The sequence below is a fragment of the Burkholderia sp. SRS-25 genome, from assembly GCF_004343765.1.
GTDB lineage: Bacteria > Pseudomonadota > Gammaproteobacteria > Burkholderiales > Burkholderiaceae > Burkholderia > Burkholderia contaminans.
Window position 1 is genome coordinate 199,607 of sequence record NZ_PTXM01000019.1, and the last position, 21,441, is coordinate 221,047.

Consider the following 21,441-nt stretch of genomic DNA (forward strand, 5'->3'; position numbering starts at 1 on the left):
TCGCGATTTCACGGCCCGGCGGCACGGCCGTGCGGCATTCGACCCCACACGTTCGCGCGAACCATCGTGCGCCGTGTCCGGTCGAACGCTGTCCGCGCGTGAGCGCAAGCCCGCTGACCACGGCCGGCACGCCACGCGTCGCGCATTGTTTCTTCAAACCGGAATCCCGTCATGTTGCTCGATCACCTGCACCCGGAACGCTGGACGTTCCTGTGGAACGCGCTGTCCACCCTTTCCCTCAAGCTGTGCGCCGGCCTGGCGTTGCTCGTCGCCGGCTGGTGGCTGTCGAAACGCATCGGCAACTGGCTGAACCGCCTGCTCTCGAACAAGGAGCGCGTCGACGACACGCTGCGGCCGATCCTGTGCGACGTCGCCGTGTGGGGCGTGCGCATCGTCGCGATCGTCGGCGCGCTGTCGCAGCTCGGCATCGAAACCGCGAGCATCGTCGCGGTGCTCGGTGCGGCCGGCCTCGCGATCGGGCTTGCGCTGCAGGGCACGATGCAGAACATCGCGGCCGGCATCATGCTTCTGCTGCTGCGGCCGTTCAAGGTCGGCGACTATATCGACGGCGGCACGGGCGTCGCGGGCACCGTCGACGAGGTCGGGCTCTTCATGACGCGACTGACGAAGCCGGACGGCATCTGCGAATACGTGCCGAACAGCGCGCTGTGGGGCAGCTCGATCCGCAACTACACGCGCAACCCGACGCGCCGCCTCGATCTCGAAGTGGAAGTGTCGGTGCATGACGATATCGATCGGGCGCTCGACGCACTGCGCGCGCTGGCCGCGGCCGATCCCGACGTGCTGCAGGATCCCGCGCCGGACGTGATGGTGATGCGCTTCGACGACAGCACGGTCGTCGCGAACATGCGCGTATGGACGCACACCGACAAGTTCTGGGCGATGCGCTGGCGCATTGCGCGCCAGGTGCGCAAGACGCTCGCCGACGCGCACTGCGCGTTGCCGATCCGCACGCGCGAGCTCCACATCGTGCATGACGCGGAGCGTCGCACCGACCGCGCGCAAACGCACGCGCTGTAAACGGCGAAGGCCGCGAAGCCCATCCCGCTTCGCGGCCCTCGCGACGTCAACGCAACGTCACCGCCACATCACATCTTCACGATATCGAGCAGCGCCTTCTTGCCGCTCTTGTACGTGAACACCGAGATCGCGCCGTGCTTCAGGTCGCCCTGCGGCGTGAAACTCGTCTCGCCGATCACGCCCTTGTAGTCGGTCGCCGGCATCGCGGCCAGCACCTTCGCCGGGTCGGTCGAATTCGCGCGCTTCATCGCGTCGACGATGATGTACACGGCGTCGTACGAGAACGGCGCATACACCTGCATCGGCTGGTGATAACGCGCTTCGTAGCGCTTCGCGAACGCCGCGCCGCCCGGCATCTTCTCGAGCGCGATGCCGGCCTCGGAGCACACGACGTTGTCGGAAGCCGGGCCCGCGAGCTTCGGCAAGTCGGTCGAGCACACGCCGTCGCCGGCGAGGATCTTCGCGCGCATGCCGAGCTGGCGCGCCTGCTTCGCGAGCGGCCCGCCCGTCGCATCCATGCCGCCGTACATGATCGCGTCCGGGTTCACGCCCTTGATCCTCGTGAGGATCGCGCGGAAATCGATCGCCTTGTCGTTGGTCGCGTCGCGCGACACGACCTTCATCCCCGCTGCCTTCGCGGCCTTCTCGAACTCGGTCGCGAGGCCCTGCCCGTACGCGGTCGAATCGTCGACCACGGCCACCGTCCTGATGCCCATGTTCTTCGCCGCATAGGTCGCGAGCGCCGGCCCCTGCTGCGCGTCGGTCGCCACCACGCGATAGGTCGTCTTGAAGCCCTGCTGCGTGTAGGTCGGGTTGGTCGCGGCCTGCGAGATCTGCACGACACCGCCGTCGCGATAGACGCGCGACGCCGGAATCGACGTGCCCGAGTTGTGATGGCCGACGACGCCGATGACCTTGTCGTCGACGAGCCGCTGCGCCACCTGCGTCGCGGTGCGCGGATCGCCCGCGTCGTCCTGCGCGTCGAGCTGCAGCGTGACCTTCTTGCCCCCGATCTTCAGGCCCTTCGCATTGATCTCCTCGACCGCGAGGCGCGCGCCGTTCTCGCTGTCCTTGCCGAGGTGAGCGATCGCGCCGGTCAGCGGTGCGACGTGGCCGATGCGCACGATCTCGTCCGCGTGCGCCGACAGCGCGCACGTGAGCGCCGCCGCTGCCGCGAATGCCGTCATGGAATGTCGAAGCATGTCTGTCTCCTGGTCAGTCTTGCAGGCCCCGTTCGATGCGGGACGTGTTGTGGTTCGGATCACGAATCGGTTGCAGTCAATGATGCGGCGCTTCCTGCACTGCGGGCCATACTCTGTCGGCGGCACGCCTGCGGCGCCGCGCGTTACGCGCGCCCTTCGAATCCCAGCAGCACGTTGACCGCGTTGATGCCGATCTCGTCGACCATGTAGCCGCCTTCCATCACGAACAGCGTCGGCACGTTCAGGCGCGCGAGCGCCGCGCCGATGCGCAGGTAGTCGGGCGAGCGCAGCCGGAAATGGCTGATCGGGTCGTGCTCGAAGGTATCGACGCCGAGCGACACGACGAGCGCGTCGGGCGCATGCGCGGCGATCGCGGCGGCCGCGTGGTCGAGCGCGGCCGAGTAGGTGTCCCACAGCGTGCCCTTCGGCAGCGGCAGGTTCAGGTTGAACCCTTCGCCCGCGCCGGTGCCGCGCTCGTCCGCATAGCCGGCGAAGTACGGGTACGACACCGGCGGCTCGCCGTGGATCGACGCGAACAGCACGTCCGCGCGGTCGTAGAAGATGTCCTGCGTGCCGTTGCCGTGATGGAAATCGACGTCGAGCACCGCGACGCGCGCCGCGCCCTGCGCGACGCAGTGCTGCGCGGCGATCGCCGCGTTGTTCAGGTAGCAATAGCCGCCCATGTACTCGCGGCCCGCGTGATGGCCGGGCGGGCGGCACAGCGCGAAGGCCGCGCGCGCCGCGCCGCTCGACAGCAGGTCGGCGCCGGTAAGCGCCGAGTTCGCGCTCGCGCTCACGGCATCCCACGTGCCGGCGTTGATCGGCGCGCCCGCGTCCATCGCGTAGAAGCCGAGCTTGCCGTCGATGAACGCGGGCGCGGTGGCTGCGGCCGGCATCGCGCGCACCGGCCACACGAGCGGCAGCGCCTGGCAGGTGCGGCCCGTCGCGGTCCACTCGCCCCACGCGCCGGCGAGGAAATCGACGTAGCGGGCGCTGTGCGCCGCCGCGTAGTGCGCGCGCTCGAACGGCTTCGGTGCGATCACGTCGCCGAGGCTGGCGGCACGCACCTGCGCGAGCACCGTTTCGGCGCGAAGGGGGTTTTCGAACGAATCGGTGATCGCGCCGTCCTTCAGCTCGACGCCGCGATGCAGTTGGTGATCGCTGCTGTAGACCGTGAGCATGGTTGACCGTTGCAGTGAGGGTGGCAACAGTTTATTGACGGCAACCGGCAATAGCTTTGCTTTCGCCACGCGCCTTTCGTACAATTTTGAGAAAACCGCCTACGGATTCCCGGAAATGAGCAAAAATCGCGCTTCGGCCGAACTGGATGGCGTCGACCGCGCCATGCTGCGCCTGCTGCAGGACGACGGCGCGCTGTCAAACGCGACGCTCGGCGAGAAGCTGTCGCTGAGCGTCACGCCCTGCTGGCGCCGCCGCAAGCGGCTCGAGGACGAAGGCGTGATCACCGGCTACCAGGCGAACCTCGACCGGCGTGCGCTCGGCATGAACGTGTTCGCGTTCGTGCAAGTCACGTTCAACATGCATTCCGGCCAGGATTCGGATCACTTCGAGGACGTGATGCGGCGTCACGACGAAGTGACGTCCTGCCACAAGATCACCGGCGCGGCCGACTACATCCTGCAGGTCGTCGCGGCCGATCTCGACGCATATGCGGAGTTCGTCGAGCGCGTGCTGCGCAAGCAGGCCGGGGTATCGTCGATCCAGTCGAGCCTCGCGTTGCGCGAGGTGAAGTTCTCGTCGCGCGTGCCGGTGCCGGGCGACTGACCGTTCATGCCGTTCCGCGCCCGTGCCCGGGCATCCGTTGTCGATCGTCATCCCATGGAGCGCTACCTGATGAAACGTCTTCTTCCGTCTGCTTCGCTGGCCGCCGCCATTGCCTGCGCGCTCGCGTTGAGCGCCTGTGCGGCGCAATCCACCGCGCCGGCCGCCGCGTCGGCGCCGGCCGAAGCTGCCGCGCCGCCCGCGTCGCCCGCGTCGCCGATGCCCGGCAGCGATCGCGATTCGCACGGCTGCATCCCTTCTGCCGGCTATTCGTGGTGCGAACAAACGCAGCAATGCGAGCGCCCCTGGGAACTCGCGAAGCAGAAAGGCTTCGCGAATTCGGCACTGGCGTACGAGCAGTTCTGCCGGAACAATTTCGCGAAGTGACGCAACGTGACATGACCTGATCGGGACGCGGTGCAACGCCGCGCCCGCCCCCGCGATCCCGCGCAGTTATCCCCAGCTTTCCCGGTTTCCGCGACCGTCATTCCGGAAACCCGGACACACAAAAAACCCCACAAAAACAACGGGTTTTTTCGTTTGTGACACAGCAAACGAGTTCGGTTACATTACGCGCCCCTTGCCACCCCGCCCCCCGCAAAACGCGTCGCGCGCGGCCTCTTTCCACGCAGCCTGAAGCGCTTTCCGCTCAGGCTTGCCGCAAGGGCCCGGGCGCGTAGTGCGCCACTGTGACGCAGGCGCTTGCCTGCCCGCAGGCAGCCGATCCGAAGGTGTCCTTCCCGACGGGTTCGCGTGCGCAAATGCAACGGCGCGCGGCGTCGATCCGGAATTCCGGATTCGCGTGTCCGGATCTCCGGACCCGCGTTTCACCGCGATCGACACACGCGCCGGGCGGCTTGGCAAACCGATGCATCCAAGTTGAAAAAGGGATCTGCTGTGATCAAAACGTTACGGGTAATACTGTCGGCGCTCGCGCTGTGCGTCGCCGCGTCGTCCGCGCACGCCGCCGATACGAAGAAGGTCGACGTCCTGCTGGTGGGCGGCGGCATCATGAGCTCGACGCTCGGCGTCTGGCTGCACGAGCTTCAGCCTGACTGGTCGATGACGATGGTCGAACGCCTCGACGGCGTCGCGCTGGAAAGCTCGAACGGCTGGAACAACGCCGGCACCGGCCACTCGGCGCTCGCCGAGCTGAACTACACGCCGGAGAAGGCGGACGGCAAGATCGACATCTCGAAAGCGATCGAGATCAACGAGTCGTTCCAGATCTCGCGCCAGTTCTGGGCGTGGCAGGTCAAGCAGGGCGTGCTGAAGAATCCGCACTCGTTCATCAACTCGACGCCGCACATGAGCTTCGTGTGGGGCGACGACAACGTCCGCTTCCTGAAGAAGCGCTACGAAGCGCTGCAGGCGAGCCCGCTGTTCCGCGGCATGCAGTATTCGGAAGACTACGATCAGATCAAGCAGTGGGTGCCGCTGATGATGGAAGGCCGCGACCGCAACCAGAAGGTCGCGGCAACGTGGACGCCGATCGGCACCGACGTGAACTTCGGCGAGATCACGCGCCAGTTCGTCGGCTACCTGAAGACGCAGCCGAACTTCACGCTGTCGCTGTCGAGCGAAGTGCGCGAGATCTCGCGCAATGCCGACGGCACGTGGCACGTGAGCTGGGTCAAGCTGCACTCGGATGAACCGGCGCAATCGGTCGACGCGAAGTTCGTGTTCATCGGCGCGGGCGGCGGTGCGCTGCACCTGCTGCAGGCGTCGGGCATCCCCGAAGCGAAGGACTACGGCGCGTTCCCGGTGGGCGGCTCGTTCCTCGTGACGGACAACCCCGAGGTCGTGAAGCAGCATCTGGCGAAGGCATACGGCAAGGCGTCGGTCGGCTCGCCGCCGATGTCGGTGCCGCACCTCGACACGCGCATCATCGACGGCAAGAAGATCATCCTGTTCGGGCCGTTCGCGACGTTCTCGACCAAGTTCCTGAAGAACGGTTCGTACTTCGACCTGCTGAAGAGCACCAACACGCACAACGTCGCGCCGATGATGCGCGTGGGTGTGGACGAATTCCCGCTGGTCCAGTACCTCGCCGGCCAGCTGATGCTGTCCGACGACGACCGCTTCAACGCGCTGAAGGAATACTTCCCGAACGCGAAGAAGGAAGACTGGCGCCTGTGGCAGGCCGGCCAGCGCGTGCAGATCATCAAGCGCGACCCGGTCAAGGGTGGCGTGCTGAAGCTCGGCACCGAAGTCGTCGCGTCGCAGGACGGCAGCATCGCGGGCCTGCTCGGCGCATCGCCGGGCGCGTCGACGGCCGCGCCGATCATGCTGAACCTGATGAAGAAGGTGTTCAAGGACAAGGTCGCGACGCCCGAGTGGCAGCAGAAGATCCGCCAGATCGTGCCGAGCTACGGCACGAAGCTGAACGACAGCCCGGCGAAGGTCGTCGACGAATGGACGTACACCAGCGACGTGCTGCAACTCTCGCCGCCGCCGAAGATCGACCTCGGCACGCAGCCGCAGGCCACCGGTAACGCACCGGCCCGCTCGGCGAAGGCTGCGACCGACATGGCGCTGTAACGCGCCGATCGCCGCGCGACGCCATCGCGCCGCATGACACGGCCGCCCTCCGGGGCGGCCGTTTTTCTTGGCGGGTCGCGGGCGAAACCGCCCGGCCGGCCGCCCGCTTCCGCTAGAATTGCGGCACGCGCGACCCTGTCGCCGCCCGATCCATCATCCGCATCGACGCAATCCAAGCGACGCCCGGTGCGGCCCGCGCCCAAGCCGCGCGAGCGCCGCCCGCCGTTGCCGCGCCCGCCCGGGCGCGCCATCAACCGAATTCAGCTGGAGAAAGACCGTGTTTACCTGCCGAAACCAGAGCTGCGGCACGCAGTGGGAGCAGTCCGACGTCGTCATCAAGGACGAAGGCCAGGGGCTGCTGTTCCGCTGCCCGCTGTGCGGCGCGCGCAACTACCTCGAACGCTTCGAAGACGACGAAGGCAAGGTCGTCTACGAGCAGATGGAAGGCCGCCCCTATCTCGGAGACCTGGAATGACCCAGCCGACCGCCACGCCGTTCAGCGCGCTGTCGTTGACGCCGGCCACGCTAGCCAACCTCGCGCAGCTCGGCTATGTCGACATGACGCCGATCCAGGCCGCGAGCCTGCCGGTCGCGCTGGCCGGTCAGGACCTGATCGCCCAGGCGAAGACGGGCAGCGGCAAGACCGCCGCGTTCTCGCTCGCGCTGCTGGCGCGCCTCGATGCGCGCCGCTTCGACGTGCAGGCGATGATCCTGTGCCCGACGCGCGAACTCGCCGACCAGGTCGCGCAGGAAGTGCGCCGCCTCGCGCGCGCCGAGGAGAACGTGAAAGTGCTGACGCTGTGCGGCGGCACGCCGATGCGCCCGCAGGCGCAGAGCCTCGAGCACGGCGCGCACATCGTCGTCGGCACGCCGGGCCGCATCATGGATCACCTCGATCGCGGCAACCTGAAGCTCGACGCACTGAACACGCTGGTGCTCGACGAAGCCGACCGGATGCTCGACATGGGCTTCTTCGACGACATCGCGAAGGTCGCACGGATGTGCCCGACCACGCGCCAGACGCTGCTGTTCTCCGCGACCTATCCGGACGGCATCGCGAAGCTGAGCCAGCAGTTCCTGCGCAACCCGAAGGAAATCAAGCTCGAAGAGCGCCACGACAACAGCAAGATCCGCCAGCGTTTCTATGAAGTGACGGAAGACGAGCGGCTGCACGCGGTGGGCCAGTTGCTGAACCACTACCGGCCGGTGAGCACGATCGCGTTCTGCAACACGAAGCAGCAGTGCCGCGACCTGCTCGACGTGCTGCACGCGCAGGGCTTCCACGCGCTCGCGCTGCACGGCGAGCTCGACCAGCGCGAGCGCGACCAGGTGCTGATCCAGTTCGCGAACCGCAGCTGCTCGGTGCTGGTGGCCACCGACGTCGCCGCGCGCGGGCTCGACATCGCGCAGCTCGAGGCGGTGATCAACGTCGACGTGACGCCCGACCCCGAAGTGCACGTGCACCGCATCGGCCGCACGGGCCGCGCGGATCAGGACGGCTGGGCGCTGAGCCTCGCGAGCATGGACGAGATGGGCCGCGTGGGCGCGATCGAACAGGCGCAGAAGCGCGACGTCGAATGGCATCCGCTCGCGGAACTGACGCCGGCCGACGACGGCGTGCTGACGCCGCCGATGGAAACGCTGCAGATCCTCGGCGGGCGCAAGGACAAGATCCGCCCGGGCGACGTGCTCGGCGCGCTGACCGGCGACGCCGGGTTCGACGGCAAGCAGATCGGCAAGATCAACGTGACCGAGTTCTCGACCTATGTCGCGCTCGAGCGCGGTGTGGCGCGCGATGCGCTGCGCAAGCTCAATGCCGGGAAGATCAAGGGCAAGCGGGTCAAGGTCCGGTTGATGGACGAGGAATAAGCGGTAACGTGGAGGCGTCGCGGCGGCATCGCTGCGCCGTGGCGCCCAAGCCGAACCTGAATCTGTCCCTGACTTTGCATCGCCCCGTGCAACCTGCGGTCGTCGCCCCTCTTTCGGCAATCGGCCGCCGCCCCGTCAAGCCGCCCGCATCACCTGCTTGCTACGCGAGCGCCGGATACCCGTGCGCAGCAGCCTCCTGCTCGAACTGCGCAATCGCCTCATAGTCATCCGGCGACAGCCGTTCGAATCCTTTCAGCCGCAGCACGCGCGCCCGCTCCACATCGGTCGCCACCGCGCGATCGAGCGCATCTCGCAAAGCAGCGACCTGTGTATCTTCGAGTGTTCGCGATGCGATGAGCGGTAATCCCGGCGCGGATGCCGTCATCCCGACGATCCGGATGTCCTCCAGCAATTCGGGCAGTGCGTCCCTCACGTACGCGAACGTCACGCAATCGATCGCCGCGCAATCGGCTTCCGCTGAAGCCAGCGCACGCAGCACGTTCAGGTGCGAGCCGAGGGCTGCAACCGATCCGAAGAATCGTCCGCCGCGCGCATGCGGCGCGACCGCATGCCGGAGCGCGTTCATCCCGCTGTGAGAATCGCCACCGTTGAATGCAGCCCGCAGCCCCCGGCATGCAGCGAGCGTCGTCGCACCGCCCGCATGCGCGCGTGACGATACGGCCAGCACGCTGCTGTAGTGCGCGCCGTGGCAACCGTGCGCATCGAACACCGGTGTCGCGATCAGTCGCACGACATCGCGCAAGCCCAGCATCCGGTACGGATAGCCGCAGGTCTGCGACAGCAACAGATCGTCGCGCCGCCACAGCGCGTGCAGGTCGTCGAAGGGTTCGTCGGGAAGCGTGACATCGGCGGGCCCGCCCGCGTTCGCGAACGCATCGAGCGCGTCGCGCAGCAGTGCGCGCCACAGCGCGTCGTGGCGCGGCGTCACGTTGTACATCGGCAGGGCGGCGATCCATGAGCTCATGCGGGCATTCTACGCATCGACGCTCGCGCAGCGGAACCCGGTTCGATCACGGTAAAACGGGGGCGGAACGTGGCGCAGCGCGCCCGAAGCTTATCGGCCACGCGGCGATAAGCAAATGCGAATCGATTGGTTGGCCGCGCGGTGCGATCCCGGTACCGTCCTGATGCTTGCCCGAGCATCGCCATTGCGCGCGATAGCGGACAGGCCGACCGTGATCCGCGAGACACCTGCGCACCCGGGCCGAGCGCACCGGTTCAACCGCTCGTTCCCCGCATTGCCCGTTCAATCCGCCTCAACGCCATGGCCGAATACTTCGACGTCGACCACGCGCGTGCGATCGCCGCGCTCGACACCCGCTTCACCGCCCGCACCGAGTGGCCGACCTGGCTGCTGATCGTCGCGATCTACGGCGGCTGGCTCGCCGTGCTGCTGCTCGTGCGCGGCGGCACCGTGTCGCTCGCGGCCGCGACGCCGCCGCTGATCCTGCTCGGCGCATGGCACCTGTCGCTGCAGCACGAGTTGCTGCACGGCCACCCGACACGCTCCGCCCTCGTGAACAAGCTGCTCGGTTATCCGCCGCTGATGGTCTGGTATCCGTACACGCTGTATCGAGACACGCATCTCGACCATCATCGCGACGAAGACCTCACCGTGCCGGGCGTCGATCCCGAAACGAACTACGTCACGCGCGAACGCTGGGCGCAGTTGCCGCGCTGGCGCCGCGTACTGACGGTTGCCCGCAAGACGTTCATCGGACGATTCGTCGCCGGGCCGCCGCTGAGCATCTTTGCCATGTGCATCGATGCATTCGCTGTGTTTCGTCGCGGCGACTTCCGCTATCTGCCGATGTGGGTGACGCATATCGCCTGCGTGGTTGCGCTGCTCGCGTGGCTGCAATGGGCGATCGGCGTGCCGTGGTGGTATTACCTGCTCGCGATCACGTGGCCCGCGCTGTCGATCGCGATGATCCGCTCGCTGTACGAGCACCGCGCCGCGCCGCATCCGAAGGCGCGCATCGCGATCAATGAAGCCGGCTTCGCGATGCGGCTGCTGTACCTGAACAACAACTATCACCTCGTCCATCACGACCTGCCGAAGCTGCCGTGGTACGACCTGCCGCGCGCATACCGGATGCGCCGCGACGCATATGCGCGGAAATGCGGCGGCTTCGTGATTCGCGGCGGGTATCGCGAACTACTCGCGCGCCATGCGTGGACGCCGACCGATACGCCCGTGCACCCGTTCGATCAAGGCACGGCGTCGTTGTCGACGGGGAGCGGGGTGAAGGTGGCGGTGGTCGACAAGGTGTTGCAGATCAGTACGTGACGTTCGACTGGGCCAACGATTCGTCCGCTCCGCCACGCATTTCTTACGAAATGCCAACGTTCCTGCCCCCACCCGCGCATTGCCAATTGCGTCGGCAATGCCCAGAATGGCGGCTCGTCCGGGGCTTCCAACAATCATTCGCCCCGGCTCTGCTCCCGGCCGCGCGCCGCACGCCCCCACGACGATGCAACCGAACACCCCGCCCGGCGCAATCCGCGCGATCGGCAACGACTGGTCCGTTTCCGCGATTACCGCGGGCTTTCTCGCGGTGCTGATTTCCTACGCAGGCCCGCTCGCGATCTTCTTCCAGGCCGCGCAGGCAGCCCATGCGTCGAATGCGATGGTGTCGTCGTGGGTCTGGGCGATCTCGATCGGTGCGGGCATCTCTGGCCTGTTCGCGAGCTGGAAGCTGAAGGTGCCGGTCATCACCGCGTGGTCGGCGCCCGGCACCGCGCTGCTCGTCGGCCTGTTTCCGCAGCTGACGCTCAACCAGGCCGCCGGCGCGTACATCACGGCCGCGCTGATCATCCTGCTGATCGGCGTGACCGGCTATTTCGACCGCCTCGTGCGCCATATTCCGCGCGGCATCGCGTGCGGAATGATGGCCGGCATCCTGCTGCCGTTCGGCACGCATGCATTCGCTGCCGCGTCGGAGCAGCCCGCGCTCGCGTTCGGGATGATCGCGGCCTATGTGATCTTCAAGCGCCTGCTGCCGCGCTACAGCATCGTGCTCGTGCTGTTGACGGGCGCCGCGCTCGCGACGCTGCTCGGGATGACACATCTGGGCAACGTGTCGCCGAGCATCGCGCACCCGATCTTCATCGCGCCCGAATGGACGCTCGGTACGACGCTCAGCCTCGCATTGCCGCTCGTCGTCGTCAGCCTCACGGGCCAGTTCCTGCCGGGCATGACGATCCTGCGCGTGTCCGGCTATCACACGCCCGCGCGGCCGATCATCACGGCGACCAGCGTGATGTCGCTCGTGGTTGCGTGCTTCGGCGGGGTCACGATCGTCGTCGCGGCGATCACGGCCGCGCTCTGCACCGGCAAGGACGCGCATGAGGATCCGGACCGGCGCTACATCGCCGGGCTCGCGAACGGGGCGATCTACCTGATCGGCGGGCTCTTCGCGGGCACGATCGTCACGGTGTTCTTCGCGCTGCCGAAGGCATTCGTCGCGATCCTCGCGGGGCTCGCGCTGATCGGTGCGATCGGCGCGAACGTGCACGGGATCTTCGACGACGAGAACCACCGCGAAGCGTCGCTGATCACGTTCCTCGCGACCGCGTCGGGCATGACGTGGCTCGGGCTCGGCTCCGCGTTCTGGGGAATCGTGATCGGGTCGCTTTCGTATGCGGTACTGAACAAGGTGCGGCGGCGACCGTGATGGGCACGGCGCGTCGCCACCGCTGCTACCGCGCGTGCTGGCGCACCAGTTGCGCGAGCGCGTCTGCCAGCGTCGTCGTCCCGTAAAGCCGCTCCGACACGCCCTCCTCGACGTCGATCTGCCCGGCGTTGTGCACGTCGTAGAGATCGACGATCAACTGCGCATGACGTTCGCTGAGGCCCGCGCGCAGCAGCGTCGCGGCCCACGTATCGCGCGGCAGTTCATGCGCGACGATTGCCCGGCCGGCCGCCGCGCCAAGCGTATCGGCAATCGCGGTCACGCTCACGCGCCGCGGCCCTTCGACGCTGACGATGCGCGGCCCGTTGCCGCCTTCGGGCGCATCGAGCAGCAGCCGCGCCGCAACGACGCCCACATCGGGCGCCCAGACCGTCGGGAACACCTTGCCGACCGGATGGTGAAAGCTCGGCAGCACGCCGGTGCCGAGCGCGACCGGCAGGATGCGCGTCCAGTTCTGCAGATGCTCGGCCGAACGCAGCAGCGTCAGGTGCGTCGGGATCGCCTTCAGTCGCTCCTCTAAGTGATGAAACAGACGGGTGATGCCCGTGTTGCCGTCGCGCTCCGCACCGTAGTCCGACAGCGCGAGCAGCACCGGCGGCGGGTTGGCGGCGAGCGCGGCCGTCGCGACGTCGATCGTCCGTGTCATCGTCGCGGCCGGATCGGGATCGGCGACGGGCACCGGGCACAGGATCTGCACGGCCTGTGCACCGTCGATTGCAGCGGCGACCGCGTTCGCGTCCGTCAACTCGGCGATCACGACCTCGCAGCCAAGCTGCGCGAAACGTTCACGATGGCGTGCGTCGCGCAATACCGCGCGCACGGGATGGCCGGCGTTGCGCAGGGCCGTCACGGTCGACTGGCCGACGTTGCCGGATGCACCGAAGATCACGAACACGGTTCGCTCCTGAGGGAATGAAGGTGCGGTGATTGTCGGTTTGCGCGAAGGGAACGGCGCGCACGGAGAGATGAATACAGCAGGAACGGATGACGGATTGGCTGGCGGCTGCGGTGCGAGCCGTCCACTGCCTGGCCAGTCGCTTCGAATCGTACGGTCTGCCTCTTGCCAAGAGCGCGGGAGGCAATTGTCCACCAACCTGTCGAACAATTGCCTCGGGATCTCACGCGACGACTCATATCCGGCGCGGTGCCAATGCTCCGCTATGCGTTATTCCCGCCGCCCTCGCCGTCATACGCGAGCCGCAGCCCGCCACTTGCCCCCGACCGCGCAATCTCGGTCGGCGTCGCACCCAGCACGCGATTCATCCAGTTCGCCATGTGGCTCTGGTGGGCAAACCCGGCTTCGAGCGCGATCTGGCTGATGCTGAGCCGGCCTTCGAGCAGCAGCACCTTCGCGCGCTCGACCCGGCGCCGCACGACGTACTGGTGCACCGGCATCCCGAGCGTCTCGCGGAACAGCACCTTGAAATGCGGCACGCTGATCGACACGAGCGCCGCGAGTTCGGCAAGCGTCATGCGCCGGTCGAGGTTCGCTTCGACATAGTCGATCACGCGCGCGGCCGCCTTCGGCGCGAGCGTGCGGCGGCGTTCGCGGAACGCCGGCCGGCCGTCGACCAGTCGCGCGACGAGCGCCGTGCACAGGCTTTCCGCGTAGAGCGGATCCGACGCGTCTTCCGCTTCGAGTTCAGCGGCCATCGCCCACGCGATGTGCTGCAGGCGCGGGTCACGCACCTGCAGCCGGCGGCGAATCTGTCCCTGCGACGGCTTCAGTTCGAGCTGTTCGACGGTCCGCCGCACGAACGTATCGCTGAGCGCGATATGGAGAATCCGGCAGTCGGCGCTGTCGGTCCACTGGCCGGGCAAGCCGGCCGGAATCACGTCGACGTCGCCATGCGCCTGGATGCGCGACACGCGCTCGCCGTCGCACACGCAATCCGCGCGAACAGGCGACCCGATATGCACGCCGATCCGGTGATGGTCGGCCGCCGGAATCCGGTAGGTGCCTGCGCGGATCTCCAGCAGCGACGCGCCGAAGCCCTGCCAGCCGAGCCCGCGGCTCGAGCGCAGGCTGACCGGGACGCCGTTGTCCGTCGGCGCCGCGAGAATCGCATCGCTCATGGCCTTTCTCCATTGGATCGGGATGTCGAACGCGCATTGTGACGCGTTTTCGGACGGTCTGCCGGGCCTGCCGGCAACGCGCCGGGTCGAGCAGAAAAAGATCATCCGTTCCTGCTCATGGCCATCCTTGCGTGTGCGCCGGCGGGCGCCGCGCCGCTTACGATGGCCCCATCCGACACCTACGGAGACCGTCATGCCCCATCAGTGCCTTGCGCAACGCGCAGCGTTCGCCGCGCGCTCGCCCTCCGCCGCCAATCGCCCTTCATCCGGCCCCCGCAACGACCGCACCGCCTTCGCCACCGTCGCCGCCTGGTGCCTGCGCATCGTCGGCTGGACCCGGCTCGAACGGCTGCTCGCGTCGATCCCCGACAGCAACGACGATTTCGGGCTCGTCTGACCGGCCGGCCGACGCATCCGCTTACTTGCGCCGCCGCTCATGCGGCGCCACCGTCGCGCCGTCGATCACCGGCGCGCCCTGCTTGATCAGGAAATCGCGGAACAACCCCGTGACCTGCGAAATGCGCCGATCGGCGAGCGTGACCACATACCATTCGCGCTCGATCGGGTTGCCGGGGAACGGCAGTTGCCCGAGCAGCCCGGTGCGCAGCTCGAGTGCACACGCGTGCAACGACAGGAATGCCACGCCGAGCCCCGCTTCTGCCATCTGCTTGATCGCTTCGTTGCTCGACAGTTCGGAGCCCACATGGAACCGGTAACCCGCGTTCTTGAACAGGCTCTCGACGGTCGAGCGCGTGCCCGCGCCGCGTTCGCGCACGAGCAGGTGCGCGGATTCGAGATCCTTCAGCGCGACGCGCTTGCGCTGCATCAACGGATGGCCGGGCGCCGCGACGAACACCATCGGATGCTTCGCGAACTCGACCGCATGCGTGCGCAGTTCCTTCGGCGCGCTGCCCATCACCGCGAGATCGATTTCATGCGTGGCGAGCATGCGGATGATGTCGTCGCGATTGCCCACCTTGAAATAAGTCTTCACATGCGGACGCGTCGCGGTGAATTTCACGAGCAGCGGCGGAATCAGGTACTCGGCGGTCGTGATCGCGCCTATCCGCAGCGTGCCGCCGAGATCGCCCGTCAGCGCGGCCACTTCGTCACCAGCCTCGCTCCACAGATGCAGGATCTCGCGCGCGTAGCGCGACACGATCTCGCCGGCCGCGGTCAGCTGCACGCCACGCCCCACCCGCTGCAGCAATGCGGCGCCCACTGCCTCCTCGAGCAGGCGCACCTGCAGCGACACGGCCGGCTGCGTCAGGTTCAGTTCCTCGGCCGCCCGCGACACGCTGCCGAGCCGCGCAATCATGTCCAGCGCCTTCAGCTGCCGGAACGTCGCGGTCTTTCCTATAAGTGAATACATATGAGTCGCTTATAAACATTAAATTGTTCGTGTAGGTTCAAAACTATATCGTCGGTTCTTGAGCAATGTCATCCGAATCGTCATTCAGCGGGAGCCCAACATGGACAACACCACGCCCAACCTTGCAACGGACCGCGCACCGCGCCTGCCGCGCATCGTGATCGTCGGCGGCGGCGCCGGCGGCCTGCACCTCGCCACGCGTCTCGGCGATACGGTCGGACGCCGCGGGCAAGCCGAAGTCGTGCTCGTCGACCGCTATCCGACGCACTTCTGGAAGCCGCTGCTGCACGAAGCCGCCTCGGGCCATCGTGACCCGGCCTCGCACACGATCGAATACGCGGCGCAAGCGAAGCGCCACGGTTTCCGCTTCGTGCAGGGCGCGCTGCAACAGGTCGACCGCGCAGCCCGCACGGCAACGATCGCGGCCGTGCGGGACGCGGACGGCACGGAGATCCTGCCGCAGCGCGAACTCGGCTACGACGATCTCGTGCTCGCCGTCGGCAGTGTGACGAACTTCTTCAATGTGCCGGGTGCGGAGCGCCACGCGCTGCCGCTCGAAAACCTCGACCAGGCCGAGGATTTCCGCCGGAAGTTCCTCGCGGCCTGCACGAAGGCGAATCACCAGGCCGAGCAGCAGCCTGCGCGGCGCGCAGCGCCGATCTGCATCAACGTGATCGGTGCGGGCGCGACGGGTGTCGAACTGGCAGCGGCATTGCGGGATGCGATCCAGCAACTGACGACGTACCGCTTCAAGGCGCTGGTGTCCGCACGCGACGTGCACATCCGCTTGATCGAAGGCGGCCCGCGCATCCTGCCGGCGCTCGACGAGCGGCTGTCCGGCAAGATGCACGCGCAGCTTCGCGCGCTGAACGTCGACGTGCTGACCGATACCCGCGTGGCGGAAGTCGGCGCGGATGCCGTGACGACCTCGACCGGCGAGCGGCTCGCGAGCGACATCACGATCTGGGCGGCCGGCGTGGCGGGCCCCGCGTTCCTGCGGCAGATCGGGGACATCGCGCTCAACCGCTCGAACCAGGTGATCGTGACCGATACGCTGCAGATGCCGGACGACCCGCACGTGTATGCGTTCGGCGACTGTGCCGCCTGCCCGACGGGCGGCGCGAACGGCTTCCTGCCGCCGCGCGCGCAGGTCGCTTATCAGCAGGCGGTGTACCTGGTCAATGCGTTCGCGCGGCGTGTCGCCGGCAAGCCGGTGGACGGCTTCACGTTCCGCGATGCGGGCACCGTCGTGTCGCTCGGGCATGCGGGTGCCGCGTACCAGGCCGACATCAGCGTGCGTTCGCGCTCGCTGATCGTCGACGGGCTGGCCGCGATCGGACTGTACAAGTTCCTGTACCGCAAGCACCTGTTCAGCGTGGTCGGCGTGAAGCGCGCGCTGTTCCAGTCGTTGAGCCACTGGCTGCAAAGCCGCAACCAGCCGTCGATCAAGCTGCACTGATCACGTCGATTCACACGCGGCATCGCAAGACGGCATATCGGGCGTGCATCGTTCGATATGCCGTTTTTTTATATGCACATGCGCGGCGCATTCATGGCGTGCGCGAATCTGGTGCATCACATCGAATGGCGTCGACATGATGCGATTCGCACGGAACAGGCCATGCGACACGCATCCCGCGCCCACCTTGGCTCGCCGCCCCATTCATTAGTCGAATCGTATAGGTCGGATATAAATATTAATTGGTCGCGATTTCCGGATCGACGCTAAGGTGTGTGGCATTCCCGTCGGCGAACGGATCATCACGTTTCTGAAGAGGAATCACCGTGGTTATCGAAGCCATCGTCACCCGTCTCGACGCAGCATTCGCGCAAATCGAAGCAACACCGGATTCGCATGAATCGCGCCATCAACGCGATGCGATCATCCAGTGGCTCGACCGGGCATCGGAAGAAGGATATCGACTCGGTCTCGTCACGACGCTGCCGGCCGCACGGCTCAGCGACATGTTCGAAGGCCAGTTCGGCCGCGCGAACCTCGATCGCTTCTCGGTCGTCTTCACGGATGCGAATCAGCAGGACTCCCGATCAAACCAGCATCCGTTCGACGTCGCACTGCAGGCGCTCGGCGTGCCGCCCGAACGCGCGGTGGCCATTGCGAGCAGCGAACCGGAGCGCCGCGAAGCCGAGCATTTCGGTGTGTCGCGCTGCGTGAACATCACCGACACCGTGCGCTCGATCGCGTCGGCCGGCCTGCACTGAACGCCGGCACACAGGCCGGCGGTGGCCGGCCATGTGCGACTCGGCGGCAATCCGACGATTGCCCGACCAAATTCTGACATTCTGCTGTCAAAGTCGCTTGCAACACTTCCGGGCTTGACCGATCACTCCCGGAGACGGGACGACGCGAACCTGCATCGTCCCGCCCGTTGCCCGCCACGATGACACGCCCGATCCGCACCGCCACCGCCCTCGCGATTACCTGCCTGCTGCTCGCCGCTTGCGGCGGGGACGATTCGGCACCGCCCGCGGCCTCTGCCGACAACAGCGGCTCGACGCCCGCACCGCAACCGCAGCCTCAGCCTCAGCCCAAGCCGACACCCGCGACTTACTACCAGACGAAGACACCGTACCGCCCGCAGCAGGACGCCGCGACGTACGAAGCGCCGCCCGCCGGCTACGCGCCCGTCTATACGGAACTCGTCGCGCGCCACGGCTCGCGTGGATTGTCGGGCTTCAAGTACGACGGCGCGATCTACGCGATGCTGGTCAAGGCCGAGGCCGACGGCGCACTGACCACGCTCGGCGCGCAGCTCAAGGCCGACACGTACGCGATGATGAAGGCCAACGCGCTGCTCGGGTACGGCGTCGCGGGCATCTCGACACCGGGGTACGGCAACCTCACGCAAACCGGCATCCGCGAACACCAGCAACTCGCCGCGCGGCTCGCGCAGCGGCTGCCCGCACTGTTCGCGGCCGGCAACCGGCAAGTCGTCGTCGTCAACTCGGGCCAGGATCGCGCGGTCGACAGCTCGACGTATTTCTCCGCGTCGCTCGTGGCCGCTCAGCCCGCGCTGGCCACGGCGATCACGCTGCCCGCCGCGCCGTCCGGCTATCCCGCGAACGCGCCGGTTGCGCAGCCGGCCGGCACCAACCGCTTCCTGCTGTATTTCCACTCGCTGAAGCCTGCCACCGATCTCGTGGCCGATTCGGGCAATCCGTATTACGCGACCTATCAGGCGAGCCAGGCATACCAGGCCTATTCGAACGATGCGGCGGTGACTGCGAAACTCAACGCGATCAAGGCTGCGCCGCAGGCGGCCGACGTCGCGCAAACGGTACTGTCCGCACTCGTTTCGCAGGCCTTCCTCGCGAAGCTCGGCGCCGATGGCTACACGTTCGCGAACACGGGCACCTATGCATTCACGTCAGCGGACGGCAAGTTCACCAACACGCTGAAGGGCGACGGCAAGACGAAGATCGCGACGGCCGTCGATGCGGTGAACGTGCTGTACAACCTGCTGCAGGTCGCGCCCGCGATGACGGCGGAGACCGGCGGCGTCACGATGGAGAAGTACATCGGCGCGGAGCAGGCGCAGTATCTCGCGTATCTGCAGGATGCCGAGGACTACTACCAGAAGGGGCCCGGCATCCAGGAAGCGAACCCTGTCACGTACCGGATGGCGAAGGTGCTGCAGGACGATTTCTTCGGTGAAGTCGATGCGATCGCGCGCGGCGACCTGACCCGCGCCGCGAAGCTGCGCTTCACGCATGCGGAGATCGTGATTCCGTTCGCGTCGATCATGAACCTGAAGAACGTGTTCGTACCGACGCCGCAGGCGCAGACGTACACGTACGCGAACAATCCGTGGCGCGGTGATCAGGTGTCGCCGATGGCCGCGAACATGCAGTGGGATGTCTATCGCAATGGCTCGCGGCTCATCGTGAAGATGCTGTACAACGAGCGCGAAACGGATTTCCAGGCCGCGTGCGACGGCGCGAAGATCGCGCCGGGCAGCCACTTCTACGACTACGCGGGGTTGAAGCAGTGTTACGGGTATCAGTGAGGTGACGCGGGCAACGGGTTACGCAACCCGCTCATCGCGCTGCCCGCCGGCCACCTCCGGCTCGACCAGCATCACCTCGATCCGCTCCTTGCCCTTCCCGGTATTCCTGCGCTTGAGCGTCAGCATGCCGACCTCGCCGGTCGACGCCGGATGCGTGCCGCCGCACGCCATCGTCGCGAAGCCGTCGACCGTCCAGAACCGGCGTTGTGCATCGACATCGCTGAAATCGGTCACGATGCGCAGGTCGCGCTTCGACAGGTCGGCCGCTGCCGATTCGATCCCGGGCAACAGCGGCGCCACGCTCGTGTCGCTCGCGAAGTCGATACGCGCCTTGTCCTGACCGATATGCGCGCCGATGCGCTCGATGCCGGGCCTGAGCCGGTAGACGAGCTGCAGCACCATTTCGGCCGCGAAGTGCAGACGCATCAGCCGGTACCGCCTCGTCCAGTCGATGCGCCAGGTCACGCGATCGCCGACGCTCAGCGCATGATCGTGCGGCAGCGTATAGACGATGTCGAGGCCCTGCTTTTCCGCCTGGATGACCGGATAGCCGCCGAGCGACCCCGCATCGCTTTCCTGCCCGCCCGAAAACGCAAAGAAGATGGTGGCGTCCACCCGCACGCGATCGCCATCGACGCGGCTGACGACGGTATCCAGCGTGGTCAGGTAGGGATCGTCCCAGAACACTTTCTTCGTCATTACCCGCCGTGCCTTTCGCCGAGGAAAGCACGCAGGTTAGCTCGAGCGAGTACGCGTGGCTTGTACGATCTTGCGCCCTGGCGGCGACGCACCCTCGTCAGGCACGCCAAGCGATGCGGTCGGAATCGCGTCCTCCCCCTTGCGCTCGACACTCCACGTATGAATCGGCCGATGCCCCGGCCGCTCCCATTCGGGCGGCATCCACAGGTGTTTCAGCCGCTGCAGGACGGGCCCGGGTGCAAACACGTCGCGCCACATGTCGACGAACTCGTGCAGGTTCAGCACCAGGAAGTTATACGAACGAATCTGCTGCGTGATCCCGTAGTCGACCGGCTCCGTTTCCTCGACATACGTGCCGAACAGGCGATCGAAGATGATCAGCACGCCGCCGTAATTCTTGTCGATATAACGCGGATTGCGGCCGTGATGCGCACGATGGTTCGATGGCGTGTCGAACACGTACTCGAACCAGCGCGGCAGCCGCCCGATCGCTTCGGTATGCACGAAGTACTGGTACGCGAGATCGACCGCGAGCAGGAACAGCACGACGGACGGCGGGATGCCGAGCCACACCGGCGGCAGGTAGAACACGAACACGCCCACGAACGCATTCAGCAGCGACTGCCGCATCGCGGTCGTGAAGTTCATCACTTCGCCGCTGTGATGCGGCACGTGCGCGGCCCAGAACCAGCGCACGCGATGCGACGTGCGATGAAACCAGTAGTAGCAGAACTCCACGACGACGAAGATCGGCACGATCGTGAAGCCGTTCACCGGCACGTCGAACAGCCGGTGCCGGTAGACCCACGCGAAGATCGCGCCCGTGAACAGGAGCCCCATCACGGTCTCGGCCACTTGATAGCCGGCGCCGAGCGACAGGTTCGCGACGATCTCCTTCCAGCGAAACGGCTCGCGGCGGCCGCGCCCGGCCATCACCGCGTATTCGATCGCGAACGCGATCAGGAAGATCGGCGTCATGCCGATCAGCAGCACCTGCTTCCAGTCCACGTCGTTACCCAGGAACGCATGGAGCCACGTCATCAACTCGGTCGGCATGTTCGCGGCCTCGATCAAGAACTGACCGGCAGTATGGTCGCGCACGGGCCGCCCCGCGTTGA

20 protein-coding genes are annotated in these 21,441 nt (G+C 66.7%); 12 read left to right on the top strand and 8 right to left on the bottom strand.

The annotated features are described in order from the left end of the window. Positions 1–171 precede the first annotated feature (171 nt). Entirely contained in the window at positions 172–1,041 is an 870-nt protein-coding gene (locus C5O79_RS26360; RefSeq protein WP_046548971.1) for a mechanosensitive ion channel family protein, read from the top strand. Positions 1,042–1,109: 68 nt separating this feature from the next. Here the strand turns inward: C5O79_RS26360 and C5O79_RS26365 are convergent, their stop codons facing one another. Together C5O79_RS26365 and C5O79_RS26370 are read right to left on the bottom strand one after the other, a co-directional pair. Further along, positions 1,110–2,243: a branched-chain amino acid ABC transporter substrate-binding protein gene (locus C5O79_RS26365; RefSeq protein WP_131931872.1), complete on the bottom strand. Its 1,134-nt coding sequence runs from the start codon at positions 2,241–2,243 to the stop codon at positions 1,110–1,112. A gap of 143 nt (positions 2,244–2,386) precedes the next feature. Beyond that, on the bottom strand, positions 2,387–3,424 hold the full coding sequence (locus tag C5O79_RS26370; RefSeq protein WP_071333392.1) for a histone deacetylase family protein: 1,038 nt from the start codon (positions 3,422–3,424) through the stop codon (positions 2,387–2,389). Between the two features lie 115 nt (positions 3,425–3,539). Here C5O79_RS26370 and C5O79_RS26375 point away from each other — a divergent pair, with 115 nt between their 5' ends. The 5 genes from C5O79_RS26375 to dbpA all read left to right on the top strand — a co-directional run bounded on the left by C5O79_RS26375 (position 3,540) and on the right by dbpA (position 8,435). Next, positions 3,540–4,028: an Lrp/AsnC family transcriptional regulator gene (locus C5O79_RS26375; RefSeq protein WP_046548968.1), complete on the top strand. Its 489-nt coding sequence runs from the start codon at positions 3,540–3,542 to the stop codon at positions 4,026–4,028. Between the two features lie 69 nt (positions 4,029–4,097). Beyond that, positions 4,098–4,412 (top strand): hypothetical protein, encoded by a 315-nt coding sequence (locus C5O79_RS26380; protein ID WP_046549505.1) that lies wholly within the window; start codon positions 4,098–4,100, stop codon positions 4,410–4,412. 492 nt (positions 4,413–4,904) lie between these two features. After that, positions 4,905–6,566, top strand: coding sequence for a malate dehydrogenase (quinone) (gene mqo / locus C5O79_RS26385; protein ID WP_205746235.1), 1,662 nt, complete (start codon positions 4,905–4,907; stop codon positions 6,564–6,566). Positions 6,567–6,843: 277 nt separating this feature from the next. After that, complete coding sequence (locus tag C5O79_RS26390) at positions 6,844–7,041, top strand: hypothetical protein (RefSeq protein ID WP_039344264.1); 198 nt, start codon at positions 6,844–6,846, stop codon at positions 7,039–7,041. Beyond that, positions 7,038–8,435 (top strand): ATP-dependent RNA helicase DbpA, encoded by a 1,398-nt coding sequence (gene dbpA, locus C5O79_RS26395; RefSeq protein ID WP_039344267.1) that lies wholly within the window; start codon positions 7,038–7,040, stop codon positions 8,433–8,435. The genes C5O79_RS26390 and dbpA overlap by 4 nt, the downstream gene beginning before the upstream one ends. Positions 8,436–8,595: 160 nt before the next feature. On the opposite strand, the gene C5O79_RS26400 is transcribed toward dbpA, so the two are convergent. Next, entirely contained in the window at positions 8,596–9,420 is an 825-nt protein-coding gene (locus C5O79_RS26400; RefSeq protein WP_122474664.1) for a PhnD/SsuA/transferrin family substrate-binding protein, read from the bottom strand. Between the two features lie 300 nt (positions 9,421–9,720). Here C5O79_RS26400 and C5O79_RS26410 point away from each other — a divergent pair, with 300 nt between their 5' ends. Together C5O79_RS26410 and C5O79_RS26415 are read left to right on the top strand one after the other, a co-directional pair. Beyond that, the gene (locus C5O79_RS26410; RefSeq protein WP_046548940.1) at positions 9,721–10,746 is read left to right on the top strand and encodes a fatty acid desaturase; all 1,026 of its coding nucleotides are present in this window, start codon (positions 9,721–9,723) and stop codon (positions 10,744–10,746) included. Positions 10,747–10,930: 184 nt separating this feature from the next. Continuing rightward, entirely contained in the window at positions 10,931–12,133 is a 1,203-nt protein-coding gene (locus tag C5O79_RS26415) for a benzoate/H(+) symporter BenE family transporter (protein ID WP_122474663.1), read from the top strand. A gap of 25 nt (positions 12,134–12,158) precedes the next feature. Here the strand turns inward: C5O79_RS26415 and C5O79_RS26420 are convergent, their stop codons facing one another. Together C5O79_RS26420 and C5O79_RS26425 are read right to left on the bottom strand one after the other, a co-directional pair. After that, positions 12,159–13,046 carry an NAD(P)H-binding protein gene (locus tag C5O79_RS26420; protein ID WP_122474662.1) on the bottom strand — a complete coding sequence of 296 codons (888 nt, stop codon included), beginning with the start codon at positions 13,044–13,046 and terminating at the stop codon, positions 12,159–12,161. 263 nt (positions 13,047–13,309) lie between these two features. Next, positions 13,310–14,227 carry an AraC family transcriptional regulator gene (locus C5O79_RS26425; protein ID WP_046548937.1) on the bottom strand — a complete coding sequence of 306 codons (918 nt, stop codon included), beginning with the start codon at positions 14,225–14,227 and terminating at the stop codon, positions 13,310–13,312. Here C5O79_RS26425 and C5O79_RS38660 point away from each other — a divergent pair. Beyond that, positions 14,226–14,624, top strand: coding sequence for a hypothetical protein (locus C5O79_RS38660; protein WP_240687925.1), 399 nt, complete (start codon positions 14,226–14,228; stop codon positions 14,622–14,624). The two genes, C5O79_RS26425 and C5O79_RS38660, sit on opposite strands and share 2 nt — an antisense overlap. Before the next feature lie 21 nt (positions 14,625–14,645). Here the strand turns inward: C5O79_RS38660 and C5O79_RS26435 are convergent, their stop codons facing one another. Continuing rightward, positions 14,646–15,599, bottom strand: a complete 954-nt coding sequence (locus C5O79_RS26435; RefSeq protein WP_046548935.1) for a LysR family transcriptional regulator — start codon at positions 15,597–15,599, stop codon at positions 14,646–14,648. Positions 15,600–15,699: 100 nt separating this feature from the next. Here C5O79_RS26435 and C5O79_RS26440 point away from each other — a divergent pair, with 100 nt between their 5' ends. The 3 genes from C5O79_RS26440 to C5O79_RS26450 all read left to right on the top strand — a co-directional run bounded on the left by C5O79_RS26440 (position 15,700) and on the right by C5O79_RS26450 (position 19,624). Then, positions 15,700–17,058, top strand: a complete 1,359-nt coding sequence (locus tag C5O79_RS26440) for an NAD(P)/FAD-dependent oxidoreductase (protein WP_046548934.1) — start codon at positions 15,700–15,702, stop codon at positions 17,056–17,058. A 326-nt stretch (positions 17,059–17,384) separates the two neighbouring features. Next, entirely contained in the window at positions 17,385–17,819 is a 435-nt protein-coding gene (locus C5O79_RS26445; RefSeq protein WP_122474661.1) for a phosphatase, read from the top strand. A 179-nt stretch (positions 17,820–17,998) separates the two neighbouring features. Beyond that, on the top strand, positions 17,999–19,624 hold the full coding sequence (locus tag C5O79_RS26450; RefSeq protein ID WP_122474660.1) for a histidine-type phosphatase: 1,626 nt from the start codon (positions 17,999–18,001) through the stop codon (positions 19,622–19,624). A gap of 18 nt (positions 19,625–19,642) precedes the next feature. Here the strand turns inward: C5O79_RS26450 and C5O79_RS26455 are convergent, their stop codons facing one another. After that, positions 19,643–20,323: an alanyl-tRNA editing protein gene (locus tag C5O79_RS26455; protein WP_122474659.1), complete on the bottom strand. Its 681-nt coding sequence runs from the start codon at positions 20,321–20,323 to the stop codon at positions 19,643–19,645. A gap of 36 nt (positions 20,324–20,359) precedes the next feature. After that, positions 20,360–21,379: a sterol desaturase family protein gene (locus C5O79_RS26460; protein ID WP_122477264.1), complete on the bottom strand. Its 1,020-nt coding sequence runs from the start codon at positions 21,377–21,379 to the stop codon at positions 20,360–20,362. Positions 21,380–21,441 lie beyond the last annotated feature (62 nt).

Bases quoted from the DNA above. Each gene is read 5' to 3' on its own strand.
- C5O79_RS26425 (WP_046548937.1), bottom strand. From the start codon at position 14,227: ATGAGCGATGCGATTCTCGCGGCGCCGACGGACAACGGCGTCCCGGTC.
- C5O79_RS26360 (WP_046548971.1), top strand. From the start codon at position 172: ATGTTGCTCGATCACCTGCACCCGGAACGCTGGACGTTCCTGTGGAAC.
- C5O79_RS26415 (WP_122474663.1), top strand. From the start codon at position 10,931: ATGCAACCGAACACCCCGCCCGGCGCAATCCGCGCGATCGGCAACGAC.
- C5O79_RS26455 (WP_122474659.1), bottom strand. From the start codon at position 20,323: ATGACGAAGAAAGTGTTCTGGGACGATCCCTACCTGACCACGCTGGAT.
- C5O79_RS38660 (WP_240687925.1), top strand. From the start codon at position 14,226: ATGGCCTTTCTCCATTGGATCGGGATGTCGAACGCGCATTGTGACGCG.
- C5O79_RS26450 (WP_122474660.1), top strand. From the start codon at position 17,999: ATGACACGCCCGATCCGCACCGCCACCGCCCTCGCGATTACCTGCCTG.
- C5O79_RS26460 (WP_122477264.1), bottom strand. From the start codon at position 21,379: ATGCCGACCGAGTTGATGACGTGGCTCCATGCGTTCCTGGGTAACGAC.
- C5O79_RS26400 (WP_122474664.1), bottom strand. From the start codon at position 9,420: ATGAGCTCATGGATCGCCGCCCTGCCGATGTACAACGTGACGCCGCGC.
- C5O79_RS26365 (WP_131931872.1), bottom strand. From the start codon at position 2,243: ATGCTTCGACATTCCATGACGGCATTCGCGGCAGCGGCGGCGCTCACG.
- C5O79_RS26435 (WP_046548935.1), bottom strand. From the start codon at position 15,599: ATGTATTCACTTATAGGAAAGACCGCGACGTTCCGGCAGCTGAAGGCG.
- C5O79_RS26370 (WP_071333392.1), bottom strand. From the start codon at position 3,424: ATGCTCACGGTCTACAGCAGCGATCACCAACTGCATCGCGGCGTCGAG.
- C5O79_RS26380 (WP_046549505.1), top strand. From the start codon at position 4,098: ATGAAACGTCTTCTTCCGTCTGCTTCGCTGGCCGCCGCCATTGCCTGC.
- C5O79_RS26440 (WP_046548934.1), top strand. From the start codon at position 15,700: ATGGACAACACCACGCCCAACCTTGCAACGGACCGCGCACCGCGCCTG.
- dbpA (WP_039344267.1), top strand. From the start codon at position 7,038: ATGACCCAGCCGACCGCCACGCCGTTCAGCGCGCTGTCGTTGACGCCG.
- C5O79_RS26375 (WP_046548968.1), top strand. From the start codon at position 3,540: ATGAGCAAAAATCGCGCTTCGGCCGAACTGGATGGCGTCGACCGCGCC.
- C5O79_RS26410 (WP_046548940.1), top strand. From the start codon at position 9,721: ATGGCCGAATACTTCGACGTCGACCACGCGCGTGCGATCGCCGCGCTC.